17 protein-coding genes are annotated in these 20,505 nt (G+C 64.6%); 8 read left to right on the top strand and 9 right to left on the bottom strand.

All coding sequences use genetic code 11. From position 1 onward, the window contains the following. Positions 1 to 20: 20 nt before the first annotated feature. From FJ424_RS16545 to FJ424_RS16575, 7 genes are all read left to right on the top strand, one after another. Positions 21 to 1,235 (top strand): ROK family transcriptional regulator, encoded by a 1,215-nt coding sequence (locus FJ424_RS16545; RefSeq protein WP_140656610.1) that lies wholly within the window; start codon positions 21 to 23, stop codon positions 1,233 to 1,235. Further along, a complete protein-coding gene (locus tag FJ424_RS16550) occupies positions 1,232 to 2,485 on the top strand; it encodes a M20/M25/M40 family metallo-hydrolase (protein WP_140656602.1) in 1,254 nt (417 codons plus the stop codon). The genes FJ424_RS16545 and FJ424_RS16550 overlap by 4 nt, the downstream gene beginning before the upstream one ends. Positions 2,486 to 2,519: 34 nt before the next feature. Beyond that, positions 2,520 to 3,581 (top strand): substrate-binding domain-containing protein, encoded by a 1,062-nt coding sequence (locus FJ424_RS16555; protein WP_140656593.1) that lies wholly within the window; start codon positions 2,520 to 2,522, stop codon positions 3,579 to 3,581. A gap of 64 nt (positions 3,582 to 3,645) precedes the next feature. After that, entirely contained in the window at positions 3,646 to 4,707 is a 1,062-nt protein-coding gene (locus tag FJ424_RS16560) for a substrate-binding domain-containing protein (protein ID WP_140656582.1), read from the top strand. 43 nt (positions 4,708 to 4,750) lie between these two features. Then, positions 4,751 to 5,722, top strand: coding sequence for an ABC transporter permease (locus FJ424_RS16565; RefSeq protein WP_140656577.1), 972 nt, complete (start codon positions 4,751 to 4,753; stop codon positions 5,720 to 5,722). A 13-nt stretch (positions 5,723 to 5,735) separates the two neighbouring features. Beyond that, positions 5,736 to 6,935, top strand: a complete 1,200-nt coding sequence (locus tag FJ424_RS16570; RefSeq protein WP_140656574.1) for an alanine racemase — start codon at positions 5,736 to 5,738, stop codon at positions 6,933 to 6,935. 9 nt (positions 6,936 to 6,944) lie between these two features. Then, positions 6,945 to 7,682: an ATP-binding cassette domain-containing protein gene (locus FJ424_RS16575; protein ID WP_140656571.1), complete on the top strand. Its 738-nt coding sequence runs from the start codon at positions 6,945 to 6,947 to the stop codon at positions 7,680 to 7,682. A gap of 20 nt (positions 7,683 to 7,702) precedes the next feature. Here the strand turns inward: FJ424_RS16575 and otsB are convergent, their stop codons facing one another. The 4 genes from otsB to FJ424_RS16595 all read right to left on the bottom strand — a co-directional run bounded on the left by otsB (position 7,703) and on the right by FJ424_RS16595 (position 13,784). Next, positions 7,703 to 8,485, bottom strand: coding sequence for a trehalose-phosphatase (otsB, locus tag FJ424_RS16580; RefSeq protein WP_140656568.1), 783 nt, complete (start codon positions 8,483 to 8,485; stop codon positions 7,703 to 7,705). Beyond that, entirely contained in the window at positions 8,482 to 10,272 is a 1,791-nt protein-coding gene (locus tag FJ424_RS16585) for a trehalose-6-phosphate synthase (protein ID WP_140656565.1), read from the bottom strand. The genes otsB and FJ424_RS16585 overlap by 4 nt, the downstream gene beginning before the upstream one ends. A 150-nt stretch (positions 10,273 to 10,422) precedes the next feature. Beyond that, entirely contained in the window at positions 10,423 to 12,585 is a 2,163-nt protein-coding gene (locus tag FJ424_RS16590; RefSeq protein WP_140640140.1) for an amylo-alpha-1,6-glucosidase, read from the bottom strand. Between the two features lie 140 nt (positions 12,586 to 12,725). Next, positions 12,726 to 13,784: a glycosyltransferase family 4 protein gene (locus FJ424_RS16595; RefSeq protein WP_140656562.1), complete on the bottom strand. Its 1,059-nt coding sequence runs from the start codon at positions 13,782 to 13,784 to the stop codon at positions 12,726 to 12,728. A 308-nt stretch (positions 13,785 to 14,092) separates the two neighbouring features. On the opposite strand from FJ424_RS16595, the gene FJ424_RS16600 reads away from it, so the two are divergent. Further along, a complete protein-coding gene (locus tag FJ424_RS16600) occupies positions 14,093 to 15,298 on the top strand; it encodes an ROK family transcriptional regulator (protein WP_140656559.1) in 1,206 nt (401 codons plus the stop codon). 84 nt (positions 15,299 to 15,382) lie between these two features. Here FJ424_RS16600 and FJ424_RS16605 read toward each other — a convergent pair whose 3' ends face one another. From FJ424_RS16605 to FJ424_RS16625, 5 genes are all read right to left on the bottom strand, one after another. Next, positions 15,383 to 16,177, bottom strand: a complete 795-nt coding sequence (locus FJ424_RS16605) for an ABC transporter permease subunit (RefSeq protein WP_140656555.1) — start codon at positions 16,175 to 16,177, stop codon at positions 15,383 to 15,385. Positions 16,178 to 16,179: 2 nt separating this feature from the next. Further along, positions 16,180 to 17,037, bottom strand: a complete 858-nt coding sequence (locus tag FJ424_RS16610) for a 2-aminoethylphosphonate ABC transporter permease subunit (protein WP_140656552.1) — start codon at positions 17,035 to 17,037, stop codon at positions 16,180 to 16,182. Continuing rightward, on the bottom strand, positions 17,030 to 18,175 hold the full coding sequence (locus FJ424_RS16615) for an ATP-binding cassette domain-containing protein (RefSeq protein ID WP_140656549.1): 1,146 nt from the start codon (positions 18,173 to 18,175) through the stop codon (positions 17,030 to 17,032). The genes FJ424_RS16610 and FJ424_RS16615 overlap by 8 nt, the downstream gene beginning before the upstream one ends. Positions 18,176 to 18,206: 31 nt before the next feature. Further along, a complete protein-coding gene (locus FJ424_RS16620; RefSeq protein WP_140656546.1) occupies positions 18,207 to 19,238 on the bottom strand; it encodes a 2-aminoethylphosphonate ABC transporter substrate-binding protein in 1,032 nt (343 codons plus the stop codon). A gap of 256 nt (positions 19,239 to 19,494) precedes the next feature. Then, positions 19,495 to 20,505, bottom strand: coding sequence for an NAD(P)-dependent oxidoreductase (locus FJ424_RS16625; protein WP_140656544.1), 1,011 nt, complete (start codon positions 20,503 to 20,505; stop codon positions 19,495 to 19,497).

Raw genomic sequence — 20,505 nt, forward strand, 5'->3', positions numbered from 1 at the left:
GAATTAATCCGAGGCCCGCCGTGAGCGATCTGCCGCGTATTTCCCGCCAGTTCTCGCAACGCTCCGTCATGGAGGCGATCGTCCAAGGCGGGCCGATATCGCGGGCCTCGATTTCCAAGCTCACCGGCCTTTCGAAGCAGACGATCTCGGAAATCGTACGTGGCCTCGAGCAGGAAGGCTGGGTACAGGAGACCGGACGCACCAGCGGCCATGTCGGGCGCTCCGCCGTCACCTATGAGCTCGTCCACGACGCCGCCTACATCATCGCTGTCGACCTGGGCGGCACCAAAGTGCGCGTGGCGCTGACCGACCTCGCCTGCCAGATCTTCGCCGAAGCGGCGACGCCGACCGATCCGCGCGGCGGCCAGTTCATCATCGACCAGATCGCGGCGCTCGCCTTCCAGGCCGCGGCCAGGGAGCGGATTCCCCGCAAGAAAATCCGCCTTGCCGTCATCGGCGCGCCGGGCGCGCCGGACCCCGCGACCGGCCGCATCCTGCTCGCGCCGAACATCGCCGGCTTCGACGCCATGAATGTGCTTGACGCTTTTGAGAAGGCGCTCGGCGTCGCGGTGATGATCGAGAACGACGTCAATCTCGCCGTGCTTGGCGAGAATTGGCTGGGCCAGGGCCAGGGTATCGACAATCTCGCCTATATCGCGCTTGGCACCGGCGTCGGCAGCGGCCTGATGCTGGGCGGCCATCTGGTGCGCGGCGCCACCCATGCGGCGGGCGAAATCGGTTTCATGCCGATCGGCGCCGATCCGTTCGTCGCGGAATCGCTGCGCACCGGCGCTTTCGAGCGGGCGGTGGCGACGCACGCAATGACCGAGCGCTACCGATCCCTGACCGGCACCCAGGTCACGGTCCCCGCGATCTTCGAGAATGCCGCAACAGGCGACAAGGCAGCGCTCACAGTGCTCGACGAGACGGCGCGCTATCTGGCGCAAGGCATCGCCGCGATCGCCGCCGTCGCCAATCCGGAAAAGGTAATACTGGGCGGCTCGATCGGCCTCAGGCCGGAAATCCTCTCACGCGTCAAAGCCTTGATACCGCTCTGCTTCCCCTACCCTGTCATCGTCGAGGCGGGCGAGCTGGGCGCGCGGGCGGCGCTGATCGGCGCCGCCGCGATCGGCCTTGGCCAGCTGCACAACACGCTCTTCGGCGTCGACGCGCCGGACGGCCGGATTTCACTTCCCACCGCCCAGGCGGCTGCCCTGAAGGAGGTCGTGCTGTGACCAGCGACATCACAACCCGGCTGCGCGCCGCTCTCGATTCCGACCAGGCGCTGGCGCTGTTCAGGGGCGCGATCGGCCGCGACAGCATCACCGGCAATGAAGCGAGTTTCGTCGACTTCCTCGAAGCGAAAATGCGCGAACTGGGACTGAGCGGCTTGAGCCGCGCGGATTTCCTGCCCGGCAGGCCGAACATCTGGGGCGAGCGCAAGGGAACTGGCCAGGGCAAGCGCCTGCTGTTCATCGGCCATACCGACACCGTCCATGTCGACGGCTGGCGCGAGCATTGGGCCGGCACCGAGCGCGAGGACCCATTCGGCGCGCCCATCGTCGACAACGCGGTCTGGGGCCGCGGCTCGGGCGATCTCAAGGCCGGCATCACCGCCTCGCTGGCGGCGCTCACGCTGCTCGACAAGGCCGGCATCTGCCTCAAGGGCGATGTCGCCTTCGCCTTCGTCGGCGATGAGGAAAGCGGCCAGCCCGGCACCGGCGTCTCCGCCGGCATCAAGCATTTCGTCGAGCGCATCGAGGCCGGCGAGGTCGCGGCGCCCGACTTCACCGTCTATGTCGAGCCGACGCGGCTTGCCGTCTACGCCGCGCAGATCGGCTTCTTCATCACCGATATCACGATCACCGGCAAGTCGGCCTATTTCGGCGTGCCGGAGCTCGGCAAGGATGCGCTGCGCGCCGCGCATGCCGCAATGACGGCGCTCTGGAAGCATTCGGACGCGGTGGCAGCCCGCGCCGAGCACAAGCTCACCGGGCGCGGCTTCCTGCTGATCACCGGCCTCACCGGCGGCGGCTATATCGCCGTGCCCGAGCGATGCACGCTGTCGCTGATCCGCAAGCTCCTGCCGGGCGAGGACCTCGACACGGCCGCCGCCGAGATAGAGGCCGCGGTGCGCGGCGCGATCACCGATCCGGAGATCACCGTGGAGTTCGCCTATCCGGCCGGTCGCGACCACAGGCTGGGCGGCACCGCCGCCGAGATCGACGAGACGCGCGCCGAAGTCGCCCTGCTTTCGGACTCGATGGCAGGCGCCCTGGGCGGACGCGGCATGATCGAGGGCGCGCCCTTCTGGTCGGAATCCTCGTTCTTCGTCAATCGGCTGGGCATTCCCGCCGTCTATTGCGCGCCGGGCGACATCCGCAACTGCCACACTTTCGAGGAGCACGTCGATGTCGAGGAATACCTCGCCGGTATCGTCGGCTTCGCAGCCTTCATGACCCGCTATTGTGGCGTGGCCGACTGAACGACCAACGAAGCAGAAAATGGGAGACTGAAACATGCTGATGAAGAAATGGATTGCCGCCGCCCTGGCCGGCGGATTGATGCTCGCCGCCGGCGCGGCTCACGCGCAGACGGTCGGACCGCAGGGCGAGACCGCCACCCCGAGTTCCAGCCTGACGCTGAGCGATGCCGACATCGCGGCGCTGAAGGACAAGGGCTACAAGGCAGCCCTTCTGTGGCACACCTCTTCCGACTTCACCAACGCGGTGACCGCGGGCGCCACGGACGAGTTCGCCCGGGCCGGCATCTCGATCGCGGTCAAGACCGACGCGCAGTTCGACGCCGCCCGCCAGCGCAGCGACATCGAGACCGCGCTCGCCGCCAAGCCGAACGTCATCCTGGCGTTGCCTCTAGACCCTGTCACTTCCGCCGAAGCCTTCCGCCAGGCGGTCAAGGATGGCGTCAAGCTGGTGTTCCTGTCCAACCTGCCCAAGGATTACAAGCAAGGCACCGACTACGCCTCGATCGTCACCGACGATCTCTACCAGATGGGCAAGCAGGCGGCCGATGCCATGGCCAAGGCCATCGGCGGCAAGGGCAAGGTCGGCTATATCTTCCACGATGCCAATTATTACGTCACCAACCAGCGCGACCAGTCCTTCAAGAAGACCATCGAGAAGGATTATCCCGACATCAAGATCGTCGCCGAACAGGGCATTTCCGACCCGGCCCGTGCCGAGGAACTGGCCAATGCAATGCTGCTGCAGCATCCCGAACTCGACGGCATCTATGTAACCTGGGCCGAGCCCGCCGACGGCGTGCTTTCGGCGCTGCGCGGCGCCGGCAACACGCACACCAAGATCGTCACGCTCGATCTTGCCGAGCCGGTCGCCCTCGACATGGTCAAGGGCGGCAATGTCGCGGCACTTGTCGCCGATAAGGCCTATGAACTCGGCCGCGCCATGGCCGCCTCCGGCATGAAGTCCCTGCTCGGCCAGCAGACGCCCGCCTTCGTCGTGGCGCCGGCGCTGACCGTAACCAAGGAAAATGTCTCCCAGGGCTGGAAGGATTCGCTGAACCGGGATGCACCGCAGTCGGTGCTCGACGCGGCCAAGTGAAGCCCATGCTCCGGCTCGGCTTACCGGGCCGGAGCTCTCTTCCTGAACAAAAAGGGGAACCGATATGCGCAAAGTATTGAGTATCATGACTGTATTGGCGAGCCTGTTCGCCGCTCACGCCTTCGCCGCCGAAGGCGTCACCACCGGCCCGAACGGCGAGAAGCCGGTTCCGGCGGCCTCGCTGACGCTGACAGAGGCGCAGGAGCAGCAGATCAAGGACGGCAAGTTCACCGCGGCTCTCGTCTGGCACGAGATGAGCGAGTACACCAACGCCGTCAACGCCGGCGCGCGCGACGAGTTCAAGCGTCTCGGCGTCGAAGTGGTGGCGCAGACCGACGCCGGCTTCGACGCCGCGCGCCAGAAAGCCGATGTCGAGACGGTGATGGCCAAGAAACCGTCGATCATCCTGTCGCTGCCGGTCGATCCGGCGACCGCCGCCTCGGTCTACGACCCGGCCCGACAGGCCGGCGTCAAGCTCGGCTTCGTCGACAATTGCCCGGCCGGCTACAAGCAGGGCACGGATTATGTCGCCATCGTTTCGGACGACCTCTTCCAGATGGGCAACAAGGCTGGCATCGCCATGGCCGAGGCGCTCGGCAAGAAGGGCAAGGTTGGCTACATCTTCCATGACGCCGACTTCTACGTCACCAACCAGCGCGACGGCGCCTTCAAGAAGACGATCGAACAGGATTATCCCGACATGAAGATCGCCGCCGAGGCCGGGATGGCCGACCCGGCGCGCAGCGAGGACATCGCGCAGGCGATGATCACCCAGCATCCGGACCTCGACGGCATCTATGTCACCTGGGCCGAGCCGGCTCTCAGCGTGCTCTCCGCATTGCGCGCCGCCGGCAACAAGCACACCAAGATCGTCACGCTCGACCTCAACGAACCGGCCGCGCTCGATATGGTCAAGGGCGGCAACATCGCGGCCCTTGTCGCCGACGAGGCCTACTCGATCGGCGTGACGCTGGCGCGTGCCTCGGCTGGTTCCCTGGTCGGCCTGAAGGCCGAGCCTTTCTATGCCGTCGATTCCATTGCCGTCACCAAGGAGACGGTGAAGGAAGGCTGGAAGAAGTCGCTCAACAAGGATGTGCCCGCGACCATCGCGGACGCCATGAAGTAAACGCGGTGGCAGGCTGCGAAGCACACATCATCGGAGATCGAACATGTCCAGTGCCAACACCAGTACCGAGGTGGGCAGCCTCGCTAGCCGCTTCAATCTGCAGCAATATGTCGTCTATCTCGGCTTCCTGGCGATCTTCCTGTTCTTCGCTATCATGCTGCGGGACAGCGGCTTCCTCACCGTCCGCAACCTCTCCAACATCGTGCTGCAGACAGCGCCGGTGACGATCATGGCAATAGGCCTCGTCTTCGTCATGTCGGCCGGCGAGATCGACCTTTCGATCGGCTCGATCGTCGCGGTGGCGGCGCTCGCCGCCGCCGTCACCATCGCCTCCTATGGGATGGCGGCGGGCATCGTCGCCGGCCTGGGTGCCGGAATCCTTATCGGCCTCATCAACGGCGCGCTGGTCGCCTATGTAAGGCTGCCGTCCTTCCTGGTGACGCTCGCGACGATGGGCCTGTTCGCCGGTGTCTCGCGCTCGATGACCGATCTGCGTTCGATCTCGGTCACCAACGAGACCTTCACCGGTTTCTTCGGCTCGGGGTCGCTGCTCGGCGTGCCGTCGCTGATCTGGTGGACGGTCATTGCCATCGCCATCGGCCACCTCGTCTACCGTGAGACGCGTTTCGGCGCGCATGTGCTGGCGACCGGCGACAACGCCCGCGCGGCGAGCGTCTCAGGCATCAGCGTGCCCAAGATCAGGCTCGCCGTACTCACCATCAGCGGCGGGCTCGCAGGTCTTGCCGGACTGCTCTACGCCGGGCGCCTGCAAGCGGCGAAATACACGCTCGGCGAGACCGATCTGATGACGGTGATCGCTGCCGTCATCGTCGGCGGCACGCTGCTCAACGGCGGCAAGGGCTCGATCGTCGGCGCTCTCGTCGGCTCGCTGATGATGGGCATGCTGAACAACGGGCTGATCCTGATGGGCCTTTCGGTCTCCGACCAGATGATCGTGCGCGGCCTGATCATCCTCACCGCCGTCGCCGTGTCGCTGCGCGACAAATCCCGCTGAAGGAACCTTTTCCATGTTTCTCGACGTTCTGCGCCGCCGCAATCCCGCTTTGATCGAGGCGGCGATCGGCCTTCATCAGCAAGGCAAGCTGCCGGCCAACGCCTATGTGCTCGATCTCGACACGGTCGAGCACAATGCGGCGGTCCTCAAGCAGGAAGCCGACCGGCTCGGCCTGAAGATTTTCGCCATGACCAAGCAGGTCGGGCGCTCGAGCTCATTTTGCAAGGCGGTGATGCGCGGCGGCATCGAACGCGCCGTGGCGGTCGACATGGCCTGCGCGCGCGCCACGCACAAGGCCGGGATGAAACTCGGCCATCTCGGCCATTTGCAGCAGATCGCGAAATTCGAAGCGGAGGCGGCGGCGAGCACCTTCCAGCCGGATTACTGGACCGTCTTCAACGACACCAAGGCCGAGGAAGCAGGCAGGGGCGCCAAGGCCGCCGGCCATGTCCAGGACCTGCTCGCCCGCATCGCGGCCGAAGGCGACATTTTCTACCGCGGCCATGAAGGCGGCTTCGACGCCGGCGAGGTCGTCGGCGTCGCCGACCGGCTCGATGCCGTTCCGGGCGGCCGCTTTGCCGGTATCACCACCTTCCCTGCCCTGCTCTTCGATCATGCCGCGCGAAAAGTGTTGCCGACGCCCAATCTTGCAACGCTGAGCAAGGCCGCCGAGGCGCTCGCCAAGGCGGGGCGCAAGGAGATCGAAATCAATGCGCCTGGCACGACGTCGAGCGTCGTGCTGGCCGCGCTGGCCGAAGCCGGCGCCACGCAGTGCGAGCCCGGCAACGGCCTGCACGGCACCACGGCGCTGCATGTCATGGAAGACCTGCCGGAATTGCCTGCCGTGCTCTACCTCACCGAGGTCTCGCATCTGTCGGGCGGCAAGGCCTACTGCTTCGGCGGCGGCTTCTATATCGACCCGATCTTCCCGGACTATGACGTCAAGGCGATCGTCTCGGCCGAGCCAACCACCACAGCCTCGGCGCTCAAAAGCGTCGAGGTGCCGCCGCCCTCGGCGATCGACTACTACGCCATGATCGACGCCTCCGGCGCGAACGCCCCCAAACCCGGCGACAGCGCCATCTTCGGTTTCCGCGGCCAGGCCTTCGTCACCCGCGCCTATGTCGTCGGCGTCTCAGGTATCTCGAAGGGCGCTCCGAAGGTCGAAACCATCGAGAACGGCTTTGGCGAACCCTATGCCTGGCCTGTCTAGGAGACGACAATGAACGCGCCCATTCTGCAGCTTCAGGATATCCGCAAGAATTTCGGCGGCATCACCGCGATCGAGAGCTTCTCGCTCGAAGTCTTTCCGGGCGAGATCGTGGCGCTTGTCGGCGATAACGGAGCCGGCAAGTCGACGCTGGTCAAGATCGTCTCGGGCGTGCATCCGCCTTCCTCCGGCACGATAGCCATCGAGGGCAAGCCGGTGACGATGTCGAACGCCACCATGGGGCGCGCGCACGGCATCGAGGTGGTCTATCAGGATCTCGCTTTAGCCGACCAGCAGACCGTCTACATGAACATGTTCCTCGGCCGCGAGCCGCTGAACCGCTTCGGCCTGCTCGACCGCCGCCGCATGATCGCCGAGACGGAAAAGCTGGTGAAGGAGCTCGACGTACGCATCCCTTCCGCGCATGCCACCATCCGCGACCTCTCCGGCGGCCAGCGCCAGGGCGTCGCGATCGCCAGGGCGACGCACTGGGCGAGCAAGCTGATCCTGCTCGACGAGCCGACGGCCGCCCTTGGCGTCGCTGAGACCGCCAAGGTGGAAGAAATCGTTCTGTCGCTGAAGCAGCGCAATGTCGGCATCCTGATCATCAGCCACAGCCTCGACCAGGTGTTCAAGCTGTCGGACCGCATCTGCGTCTTGAGGCGCGGCAAGCAGATCGGCGTGCGCGAGACGAAGAAGACCGACAAGAACGAGATCATCGCCATGATCACCGGCCTGCAGCAGCAATAGCGGCGTAGCGCTTGGCCGGCTTAGGCGACGAGATTGCGGCTGGCCGCTGGCGTGGCCGGCTTCCCGAAATTGGCTTCGAGCCAGGCAATGGCGCTCGCGACATCTTCGATGGCGAAGCGCGCCGCGGTCTCGCCTTGCGGCTTGACGCGGATCGAGATCCCACCCGCGGCGTTGACCGTGTCGAAGCCGTTCTCGTCGGACGTATCGTCGCCGAGGAACACCGGGCGCCTGCTGGTGAACGGATCGAGCTGCATGAAGCGCCGGATCGCGGCGCCCTTGGCCGCTTCCAGCGGCATCAGCTCGACGCCGGCATTGCCGGCGATCACGCGGTAGCCTTGCGGCAAGCGCGCAAGTGCTGCCTCGACCAATTCCGTCGCCCGCGCCAGAAGCTGCGGGGCGGTTCTCGTGTGGATGGCGAGCACCGGCCCCTTGCGCTCGACATAGACGGCCTTGCTTGCCAGCTCGAGTTCGATCTCGTCGGCGAGCGCCGCCATATCCGCCGGCTCGTCGGCGGCTTCGATCTTTCCGTCCGGCGCGAGCCTGTGTTCCAGCCCGTAGAGGCCGGCGATTCGCAGTTTCAACGGGTCGAACAGATGGTCGACGGCTGCTATCGAGCGCCCTGTGATGAAGGCGAGCGCACCGTCGAGCCGCCGCTCGATCATCTCCAGGAGAATGCGCAACTCCTCGCTGACCGAGACGGCGTCGGGATGCGCCGCATGCTCCAGCAAGGTGCCGTCGATATCGAGGAAAAGCGCCCACCGGCCTTCGGGCAGCGGCGGGGTAAGGTCTGCTTGAATGGTCATCGGAATCCGACTGCCTGTTTGCGTTCGAACATGGAGACGACATTGTCCCCGGTGGGGCCGGTCGGCCGGTCGTATAAGGCGGTGACCCGGTCGAGGTCGCCACGCTTTCTCAGCCGCGCCGCGTCGAGCAGCATGCTGCCGGCCCAGCGGTAGACATTGTTGTCGCGCACGATGTCGCGCATGCGCCGCATGCGCTCGTGCTGCTCGTCCGTTCCCATGGTCAGCGCCTGCAGCATCGTCTCGCTCATCATCGCCGCGTCGTAAGGATTGACGATCAGCGCCTCCAGCAATTCGCGCGAGGCGCCGGCGAAGGTGCTGAGCAGCAGCACGCCCTGCTCGTCGTCGCGCGACGCCACGAACTCCTTGGCGACGAGATTCATGCCGTCATGCAGACTGGTGACGAGGCAGATGTCGGCGGCGCGATAAAGCTCATAGACCGAGGCTTGCGCATGGTGCTCGGCCACCATGACGACCGGCTGATAGGATTTGCTGCCGTAGCGCTGGTTGAGCTCGTCGGCATAGCGCAGGCATTCGTCGTGAAGCTGCTTGTAGGCAGGCAGCGTGCCCCGGCTTGGTGCAGCGATCTGCAGGAATACCACGTTGCCGACCGTTTCTGGATGACGGATGAACAGTTCCTCAAGCGCATGGAAGCGATCGAGGATGCCTTTGGTGTAATCGAGACGCTCGACGCCGACGCAGAGCTTGGCGCCCGCTGGAATTCTGAACCGCTTGCGCACGCGCGCCCTGCACTCCTCGACGGTCGGAAGAGTTTTCAGCAGCTCGACCGGCCACTCGATCGAGATCGGATAGGAATGCACCAGCGTCACCTGGCCGCCATAGGAAATGGCAGCGTCGGCTCGCTCGATCCGGCTTTCCATGAAACGGTCGACGCTTTCGGTGAAGTTGTTGGCGTGGAACTGGGTGTGGAAGCCCACGATCGAGCTGCCGAGCAGGCCGTCGAGGATGCGCTCGCGCCACGGGCAGATGCTGAACACTTCCGAGTTCGGCCACGGTATGTGCCAGAAGGTGATGACGATCGCCTCCGGCAGGCGCTCGCGGATCATGCGCGGCAGAAGCGCGAAGTGATAGTCCTGGACCAGCACGATCGGCCGCTCGTTGCGCGCCTCGGCAACCACCGTCTCGGCGAATTTGCGGTTGACGGCCTCATAGGCCTCCCAGTCCGATTCGCGGAAGATCGGACGCGTGAACGCGATGTGGCAGAGCGGCCACAGCCCCTCATTGGCGAAGCCAAGATAATAGCCTTGATATTCGTCGTCGCTCAGCCAGACGCGGCGCAGCGTGTAGGAAGGATTGCCGGGCGGCACTTGCATACGGTCGTTCCTGTCCACCACCGTCCGGTCCGCGCTGCCGCCGCCATAGGCGATCCAGGTGCCGGCGCAAGCGCGCGTGATCGGTTCCAGCGCCGAGACCAGCCCGCTCGCCGGCACGACAAGCTCGACGTCGCCGTCCCTGGTTTCGTTGTGGATATAAGGCTCGCGATTGGAGACGATGATGACCTGCGCATCCGGCAACTCGTCCGCGAGGATCTTGCGCAACGTCTCCGGCGACCATGTGACCAGCGCCGCGTCGACCGACTGCCCGTTCTTCTCGAACTCACGCAGCACCTTGCGCGCGGCCTCGGTGGCAAAGTCGTCGCCGGAAGCTGGCGAAGCCGCGGCCCTTGGGTGATTGCGGCGGTATCGGGATATCGAAATGAAAATCGCGAATGCGGAAAGTCCAAGGCTTGCCAGAATGAGGACCAGTAACAGAACGCTATATTGTGTCATTGAAATGCCAGGCTGCCTCCGGCTGTCCGCTCTTTTGTTTTTCGTTCTTGCCGGCTGCGGACGGCAGACCGGTCCAGCTGTGCAACGCACGAACCGGCCAGGGGTTCCGACATTTTTCGATTGTTGAACGCGGGCTTGCGACGCCTTCTTCTAAGTCCGCACGATAAGCGGCACCTGGCCTTCATGACGATCGGAAAGGAAGGCGGCGACACGGTCGCCTACCCGCTGGAAGGTCAAGTCGACGACCTTGTCCCCGACGCTCAGATGCCGGAGCATGAGGGTGTCGATACCGATCGGCAGCCTTGGGCGCGTGACATGCAATTCGCCTTCCCAGCCATCGATTTCCAGGCCCAGACAGGCCTGCATCAGCATGAAGGTGGAGCCCGCCGACCAGGCTTGCGGCAGGCAGGCTACCGGATAGGCGATTGGCGCTTCGCCCGGCGCCCGGGCGAAGCCGCAGAACAGTTCTGGCAGCCGCATATTGAAATGCACGGCCGATTCGAATGTGCCGCTCATCAGCCGCACCACGCTGTCGCGTTCGCCGTAGCGCGCCAGGCCCACGCCGCAAAGCGCGGTATCGTGCGGCCAGATCGAGCCGTTGTGGTAGGACATCGGGTTGAAGAACACCGCATCGTCGGCGAGCGTCCGCAGTCCCCAGCCGGAATGGAAGGCGGCCGACAGCAATTGGTCGGCGACCAGCCTGGCGCGCTCGGGCTGCGGCAGCCCGACGAAAAGCAGGTGCCCGGCATTTGTCGTTCGAACCTTGCAGGGCTGGCCTTCGCCATCGATGGCCAAGGCGTAGAAATTCAGGTCGTCCAGCCAAAAATCGCGTTCCACGGCGACCCGCATTTCCTCGGCGCGGTTTTCCCAGTGCTCGGCATCCGCGAATTCGCCGCGGCGGCGCGCGAGCGCCGCCAGGCCACGGAAGGCGGCAAAGACATAGCCTTGCACCTCGACCAGTGCGATCGGCCCCTTGGGGATGCGGCCGTCGGCGTGGAAGACCGAATCGAAGCTGTCCTTCCACCCCTGGTTGGCGAGGCCGGACTCGGCGGCGCGCTGGTAGGTGACGAAGCCGGTGGCGCGGCTCGCCTCCTCCGTCCATTCGGCGGCAGCCTTCAGCGAGGGCCAAAGCTTGTCGATGAAGGCCATGTCGCCGGTGCGGTCGGCATAGGCGGAAGCCAGATGGATATAGAGCGGCGTGGTGTCGACACCGCCGTAATAGCGGCCGAAGGGAAGCTCGCGCAGCGCCGCCATCTCGCCCTTGCGTGTCTCATGCATGATCTTGCCGGGCTGGGAATCGCTGAACGGCGAAGTCTCCGTCGCCTGATGCTCGGCCAGAAAAGCCAGCACGCCGCGCGCCAGTCCGGGATTGAGCCAAAGCATCTGCAGGCTCGAGATCACGCCGTCGCGGCCGAACGCGGTCGAAAACCACGGGATGCCGGCATAGGGATAAGGCCCGGTCGAAAGCTCGGTGGTGAGCAGCGCCACATCGGCGCGGGCGCGCTCGACCCAATCGTTGAACACGCGCCCCGAGCTGTGCACCGTGGCACCGTGCCTGCGCTTGGCGCGCATGCCGAACCGCGCGCGCGCCGCCGCGGCGCGGAAGCGGTCGCGATCGGGCGCGTCGGCGACCGCGGGGCCGACCTCGACGTAAAGCACCTTTTGACTGCGCTTGGTCACGGCGATGAGGAAATCGGCGCGATTGTCGCTCAACTGGTCTGGCGCCTGCGAAAAGGAGATTGCCGAAAGTCGCGGCAAACCGTCCAGACCATCATAGCCGAGCAGGACCGAGGTCTTGTCCGTCTTGGCGATATGCGTGGTGCCCCGCTTCACCCGGGTTGAGCCGCGCACCTCGAACATGTCGCGAAAGTCGGCGGCGAAATGCAGCGAGGCGGTGATGGTGGAATGCTCACGGCTGTAGTTGGAAAGCGTGATGCGCTCGAACAGCCTGTCCTGCCAGATCAGCCTGACGCGCTCGATATGGATCGCGCCCTGCGGCATATCGCGGCCGGCAGCGCTTTGAATAGGCAGGTTGGTCAGGTTGGACGTGAACAGCACATTGTCCTGGCTGAGCGATGCGCCGAGCAGCGACATCGGCCTGCCGCCGATGGTCAGCCGGAATTCGGACAGCACGCGCGTGTCATCGCGGAAGAAGCCGTCGCCGGCGCCCCTGATGTCGCCATAGGCGTCGGCGACGGCGAAGCAGTCGCCCTGCTTGAGAGCAAAAAGCCGGTGCGGTTCTCGCGGCGCCGTCTCGTCGAGCGAGGAAAGGGCCACGGCAGGATCGAGCTTGCGCTCGTCGAGCTCCGTCATTCGTCACCTCTTTCGGTTGCCCCACCCTAGAGCATGATGCCGAAAAGTGTGAAGCGGTTTTCGGACGACATCATGCTCTATCTCTTTGATTTAGAGCCGGATTCAGACTTCAGGTCGAACAGGCCTGAAATCATCCAAGGTCAGGAGGCCTTGGCCTCCGGCATGCCGGTCAGACGCATATAGGCAGAAAGGTAGTCGCGCGCCATTCTTGTCGCCGAGAACCTTTTCTCGAAGACTGCCCTCACCTGCCGCCGGTCGAGTTCGAGAAGCGCGGGCATCGATGCGACCGCATCCTCGACATTGGCCACGACGAAGCCGGTGACGCCATTATCGACGATCTCCGGCAGGGCGCCGTTGTTCCAGGCGATCACCGGTGTGCCGCAGGCCATGGCCTCGATCGCGACGAGGCCGAACGGTTCCGGCCAGTCGATTGGGAACAGCAGGCCTGCCGCGTTGCCCAGGAATTCGGCCTTCTCGTCTTCCGTGATCTCACCGACATAGTCGATGCGGTCGCCATCGATGAGCGCCTCGATGTTGTCACGGAAATAAGCGCGGTCGTCGTCGCCGATCTTGGCTGCCAGCTTCAACTTCAACCCGGACCGCCGCGCAATCTCGATGGCGCGGTCCGGCCGCTTGTCGCGGGACAGGCGTCCGAGGAAGGCCAGATACGGCTCTTCCGCTTGCGGCTGATAAGTCGGCTGATAGGCGTCGAGCGGCAATCCGTGATGGATCGTGGCGAGCCAATTTGCGTCGGGCAAACCGCGCTTCTGGCTCTGCGAAATCGAGATCATCGGGAAAGGCGGGAAACGTTGGTACGCCGGCGCCAGGTCGACATAGTCGAGCCGGCCATGCGGCGTTGTCACCGTGCGACCCGCGATCTCCTCGAAAAACGGAAAATGCAGGAAGTGGCTGAGATGGAAATGGATGACGTCGAATTCGCCGGCGCGTTCGCGCACATCGGCGAGCATCGCCAGATGCGCGGCGATTTCCGATTTCTTCGGCCGCGGGTCGAGGCGGATCGCCTGGTCGCGACCTGGCATCAGTCGGGCCGATGTCTCGCTGTCGCCGCTCGCGAACAGCGTGACGTCATGCCCGAGCTCGACGAGTGCTTCGGTGATGTAGAAGACGATCCGCTCGGTGCCGCCATAAAGTTTCGGCGGCACGGATTCGTAGAGCGGCGCGACATGGGCTATGCGCATCGGGTCCCTCGACTGCTGACGCGAAGCAAAATGCGTCAGCCGCGAGATCGTTCCTGCCCAATTGGTCGCGGGTCAAAGCAATTCCGGGAAAAGTGCGAAGCGGTTTTCCGGAATTGCGTAAAACAATCTAGGCTCAGGACTTACGACCACGCCGCGCCAGCATGTTCACCACCACCAAATTCCGATATTTCGGCTGCGAGCCCGCGGGCTAGCCCAGGCTTTTGACCAGCTACTGGTTGTCGATATAATTAAATCAACTTGATTTTCTAAAGTAGCAATCTACAGTTTCCATGACTGGTAACGACCGCATGACCCTCAAAAAAGCCATCTCCGGCACAAATCTCGAGCAGGCGAAATCGCACAATCGGCGCGTTGTGATCGAAGCGATCCGCGTCAACGGCGCGCTGTCGCGAGCCGCGATCGCGAGGCTGACGGCGCTGTCGTCGCAGACCATTTCCAACATCGTCGAGGAATTGGAAGCGGCCGGGCTGCTGCGTCCTGAAGCAACGCTGAAAGGCGCGCGCGGCCAGCCTGCCGTTCCCTACTCCATCAACCCGGATGGCGGTTATTCGATCGGCCTGCAGCTCGACCACCAGCTAGCCGTTGGCGTCATCACAGATCTTTCCGGCGCCGTGCGCGCGCGCATCGAGAGACATGTCGACCGGCCGACTCCCACTGAGGCCATGCCCCTGCTTGCCACGATCTCAAGCGACCTGATCGCAACCTGCCGACTGGACCGGACAAGACTGCTTGGCGCCGGCATGGCGATGCCCGGGCCGTTCGGCGTCGAAGGCATGACTTCGGTCGGACCGACGGCCCTTCCCGGCTGGCACGACTTTCCGGTCGCCGACGAACTGGAACGGCTCACAGGCATCACCGTCACCGTCGAGAACGACGCCACGGCGGCGGCCATCGGCGAGCGGCTTTATGGCGTTGCACGCAAGCTCGGCAGCTTCGTCTATCTCTTCATCGGCACGGGCCTCGGCGCCGGCCTTTTCCTCGACGGCCATCTCTACAAGGGCTCTCGCCACAATGCCGGCGAGATCGGCCACATCATCGTCAAGCCAGGCGGCCTGCCCTGCGATTGCGGCAAGCGCGGCTGCCTCGAGCGCTACGTCTCGCTGCGCGCTGCCTATGACAAGCTCGACCTGCCGGATCCCGACCATGCCTCTCCCGACCTGCTGGAAGAGCTCTTGGCAAAGGGCGACAGCCGGTTCGAAGCCTGGCTCGCCGAGGCGGTCGATCCGCTCCGGCAGGCGATCGATATCCTGGAAATGGCGCTCGATCCCGAGACCATCGTGCTCGGCGGCTTCATGCCGCTGCCTGTGATCGAGGCGCTGGCCGGCCGGCTCGAACCGCTCCATCTCTCGGTGAGCTCGACCAGGGCCCGCGTCGCGCCACGCGTCGTGGTGGGCGCCGCGGGAAAGGACACCTCCGTCCTCGGCGCCGCGGCCTTGCCGATCTTTTCGGAAACCAATCCGCAGTTCGACGTGCTGCAGAAGCCGGTGGGCTAAAAGCAATTCCGGGAAAAGTGTGACGCGGTCAGGCTCGGCGGCTTCGCCGTAGCCTTCCGTCCGGAATTGCGTCGAAACAAAACGCTATCGCGTCTGGCGTCCGGTCAGCCGCTCGAGGCCGAGCAGCAGCAACAGCGTCACGGCGACGAGCACCATGGTCAGCGCCGCGCCCGCGAAGACATCGCCGCGATCGGTCAGGCTGAAGATCGAGACCGGCAGCGTCACCCAGCCCGGCGGATAGACCATGACGGTGGCGCCGAGCTCGCCCATCGACAGCGCGAAGCTCAGGCCGAAGGCGGCAACCAGATAGGGCGCCAGCAAGGGCAGCGTCACATGCCAAAGCCGGTAGGCCGGACGGGCGCCGAGGCTCGACGCCACCTGTTCGAAATCGGGCGAGAGCCGCGCCAGCCCGGCCGAGACATTGCCGAAGGTGAAGGCCGAGATAAGCACGAAATGTGCGACCATGACGATGGCGATCGTGCCGTTGAGGAGCAGCGGCGGGTGGCTGAAGGCCACCAGCAGGCCGAGGCCTACGGACACCGAAGGCACGGCGCTGGGGATGAAGAAGAGCACGCCGAGCACCTTGGCCAGAGTGGCGTCCTGGATACGCAGCGCAAGCGCTGCCCAGGTGCCGCTGACCAGCGCCAGTGCGCTGGCCAGGAAGCCGGCGACGAAGCTCGTCTTCACCGCCTTCCACGCGGCGCCTTGCGCCACGTCGGTATAGTGCTCCACCGTGAATCCGTTCGGCAGCACGCCGTTCCACTGGTCGGCCAGGCTGGAGAGCAGGATCACCGCCAGTGGCGCCAGAAACAGCACGCCGAACAGCAGCGTGAAGACTGACCAGATCAGCATGCGACCGGGGCGCGACCAGACCAGCATCTTTATGCTCCCAGCCGGCCGGCGGCGAACCGGTAGAGGCCGAACAGCCCCAGCGACAGCGCGATGTTGATGACGGCGATGATGCAGGCGACCTGATAGGCCGATTCCTGGATGGCCTTGCTGTAGATGAGCAGCGGCAAAGTGATGACGCCCTTGGCGCCGATGAACAGAACGATGCCGAATTCGTTGACCGTCAACAAAAGGCAGAGGCTGCCGCCGGCAATCAGCGCCGGCACGGCCGCCGGCAGAATGACCTGGCGAACGATGCGGAACGGCCGCGCGCCAAGCACGCTCGCAGCTTCGATCTGCCCGCGATCGACCAGCGAAAACGCGGCGAGCAGCGGACGCAGCACGAAGGGCGAGTAGACGGTGACCTCGGCCAGGACCACGCCCCAGGTCGAGTAGAGGAAGTTGACGGGCGGCGCCTGCAGCGAGAACACTTCCGTCAGCCCGGCGTTGAGCATGCCGGCCGAGCCATAGAGGAAGGTGAAGGCAAGCGTCACCAGGAAGGTCGGCAAGGCGATGAACGTGTCGATCAGCCGGGCGATCACTCCGCTGCCGGGAAACGGCACGAAGGCGAGGATCAGTCCCAACACCAGCCCGACGATAAGGCATCCGGCGGTCGCGGCGACCGAAATGGTGATGGTGTTGATGAGAGCGTTGAGGAAGAAGCGCGCATGCAGCACACGCACGAATTCGGCGACATTGGCCATGCCGCTGTCGTCGGTAAAAGCCTGCTGGACGATCAGCATCAGCGGATAGAAGAACAGCAGCGCCAGCAGCGCCGCCGGCGGCACGATCCAGAGCCGGCCGGGCACCTTTCTGGTTATCTGCGCGGGAAGGACGGCCGCGTCAGCCACGGACGTCTTCCGGAACGAGCGAGGTGTCGCCGGGCGTGAAGAACAGCGGCATCGCCGAGCCGCGCTCCGGCAGGCTCACCGGCAGCCTGGTCGCCGAGACGCGCACCGGCGTGCCGTCGACATCGAGCACCAGATGGGTGAGTTCGCCCTGCCAGTGCACTTCCTTCAGCGTGCCGACGATCCGGTTGGTGTGTTCCTCATCGCCGGTGAGGCTCAGATGCTGCGGCCTGATGCAGAGCAAGGTCTTGTCGCCGGGCTTTTCGCCGCGCGCGGCGCCCGCAAGCAAGACATCGCCGAGCTTCGCCTTGGCCAGTCCCTTCGGCCCGGCGCCTTCCGCGACCGTCACCGGCAAAAGATTCGCGCGGCCGAGGAACTCGGCCGTGAAGCGGTTCGGCGGTCGGCGGTAAAGCTCCCCCGTCGGCCCGTGCGAGGACACCCTTCCGTCGCGCATGATGGCGATCTTGTCGGCAAGCGTCAGCGCTTCGGTCTGGTCGTGTGTGACATAGAGGATCGTCAGTCCAGGCAGGTCGCGATGCAGCTTGGCGATCTCCTCGACCATGTTGCGCCTGATCTGCGCGTCGAGCGCCGAAAGCGGCTCGTCGAGCAGGAGCACGCGCGGCCTGACCGCAAGCGCCCGCGCGATGGCGACACGCTGCTGCTGGCCGCCGGAAAGCTCGCGCGGATAGCGCTTGGCAAAGCCTGACATGCCGACGGTCGCAAGCGAGTCCTTGACGCGCTCGGCAACCAGCGCCTTGTCGGCGCCTTGGGCGCTCAGACCAAAGGCGACGTTGTCTTCGACCCGCATATGCGGAAACAACGCGTAGTTCTGCACCACCATGCCGAGCCCGCGCTCATAGGGCGGAAGATCGGTCACGTCGGTGGCGCCGATGCGGATGCGGCCGCTGGCCGGCCGGACGAAGCCGGCGACGGCCCGGAGCGCCGTCGTCTTGCCGGAGCCGGACGGCCCGATCATCGCCAGGATCTCGCCAGGCGCGATGTCGAGCGTCAGCGGATGCAGCACGACATGCCCGCCATAGGCGACACTGACCTTGTCGAAGTGGACATTGGAGCCGGCGCCGCGAATTTTCGCGGCGTCGACGTCCATGACATTGCTTCCCGTGAAAGCGGGCACCGACATGGCTGCTCCTCCGGATTTGCCCACCAGGAGATCAACTTCCCGTCGCTTCGTTCCACTTCTTGACATAGTCGGGCAGCTTGGTAAGCGCATCGTCCCAGTTCGGCGCCCAGATGGTCACGCCCTTCATCGCCTCCTGCGCCTTGGCGAAATTGGTGTCGTCCGGCTTCACGTCCTTGCGGGCCGGCATGCCGAGCGCGACCGAGCTTACCGTCGACTGCGCTTCCTTGGACAGCAGGAACTCGATCAGCTTCTTGCCGTTGTCGCTGTTGGGCGCGCCGGTGACCAGGCCGATTTCATAGGGCAGCGCGAAGGTGGAGCGGGTGCCGTCCGGACCCGCGGGCCAGAACACCTTGATGTTCGGATTGTCGGCCATCTGCGACATGTTCATCTGCAGGTCGCCATTGGCCACATGCAGTTCGCCCTTGTTGACCAACGCAGTCAGCTTGCCGGTCGAGGCAGACGGGCCGACATTGTTGTCCTGCAGCTTCTTCATGAATTCGAAGCCGGCGTCCTCGCCGCCGAAGGCATGGATGATCTCAAGCATGACAGCGGTGCCGTCGCCGGCCTGGCCGGGCGTCGAATACTGGATCTTGCCCTTGAATTTCGGATCGAGCAGGTCGTTGTAGCTCTTCGGCGCTTCCGGCAGCACGGCGCTGTTGTAGATGAAGTTCATGTAGTTGTTGACCAGCGGCCGGTACTTGTCGGTGCCGCCATCGATCTGGTCGGAGCCTTCGGGCTTGAAATCCTGCAGCAAGCCGTCGGCTGCGGCACGCTGGATGAAGGGCGGCAGCGTGACGAGAACGTCGGCCTGCGGGTTCGACTTCTCCTTGGCCACGCGTTCGACGACGACGCCCGAACCGCCCTCGATATACTGCACGGTGATGCCGGTGGCCTTGGTGAAGGCGGCGAATTCGGTCTCGTACCAGCTGCCATTGCCGTCATGCAGGCCATCGGCCGAGTAGATGGTGACGACGCCGTCGGCGAAGGCCGGCGCGATGAGCGCCGACGAGCCCAACAGTGCCGCGGTAAAGGCCAGAGCTACGGTGAGATTTCGCGATTTCATGGTCAGTTCCCCTTTGATTGAAAGGCACAATCTGCGACGCACTCGTGATGGCGTTGGTCGGCCCGCCAAGGGCTCAGTAGCGCTGGTGCATGTCGTCGTTGTGTCAACTTTGAGGGTCGCTGATCGATAAGTAAAATCTATTTATTTTATGACAGGCAAGTCTCTGCTGATATTTGTCACGGAACTGTCGCATGGCCGTTGCAGGCGTGTTCTCCTGCACTCCTAGTTGCGATACCTCACGGAAATGACGGATTCTTCAGCGAAATTCGACGCCCGTCGTTTGCGCGCGCAAGCGCGGGTCGCGCGAGCGGATCGTTACCGGCCGGCCTTCGAGCAGCTCGAAACAGCGGGCCAAAGTGTCATCCTCAAGCCGGCGCATCGCCTCATGCGTGAAGAAGGTGAGGTGCGGAAACAGGATCACATTGTCGCGATCGAAAAGCGCGCTCATCGGATGACCGGACCTGGCCAGCGGCTCCAGCGAGTAGACGTCGAGCCCGGTTCCGGCGATGCGTCCGGCAACGATCGCTTCGACAAGCGCTGCCTCGTCGATCAGCGCCCCGCGCGATACGTTGATGAGAATGGCCGAAGGCTTCATACAGGCGAGTTCTCGGCCGCCGATCAGGCCGCGTGTCTGCTCGTTCAGGACGCAGTGGATCGACACGAAATCGCAGGCGCCGAGCATGGCATGCAAATCGTCGATCTTCTCGATCCCTGCATCTTGCATCGTCGCAGCGTCGATGCCCGGATCGAAGCCGAGCACCCGCGCCCGAAACCCCTGCCCCGCCATGCGGGCCATGCTGCGGCCGATCTTGCCGCAGCCGACCAGCCCGAGCGTCGAGCCGGCAATGTCGCGGCCGAGCCAGAGCTGCTCTGGCCAGATCCAGCCCTCGCGAGAGACAGCGGCCGTAATCGCCGGCAGCCGTTTCGCCAACGCGATCATCAACGCGAAAGCGCCCTCGGCCACCGTCTCCTCGGCATATTCGGGAACATTGACGACCGGAATGCCGCGCCGCGTCGCCGCCTGGATATCGATGGCGTCGATGCCGACGCCGTATTTGACGATGCCCTTGAGTCTGGGCGCCGCCTCGATGACGCGCGCGGTGACCGGCGTGTAGCACATCAGGATGAGATCGGCGTCGGCGACCGCCGCTATCAGCTCGGCTTCCGGAATTCCGTCCGGCAACGTCACCAGCTCGACGCCGCGTGCCTTCAGGCCCGCGTCGATCCCCGGACATTCGAGTTCCCTGTCGGTGCGGACAGCCTTCAT

Source organism: Mesorhizobium sp. B3-1-8, from assembly GCF_006439495.1.
Classification (GTDB): domain Bacteria; phylum Pseudomonadota; class Alphaproteobacteria; order Rhizobiales; family Rhizobiaceae; genus Mesorhizobium.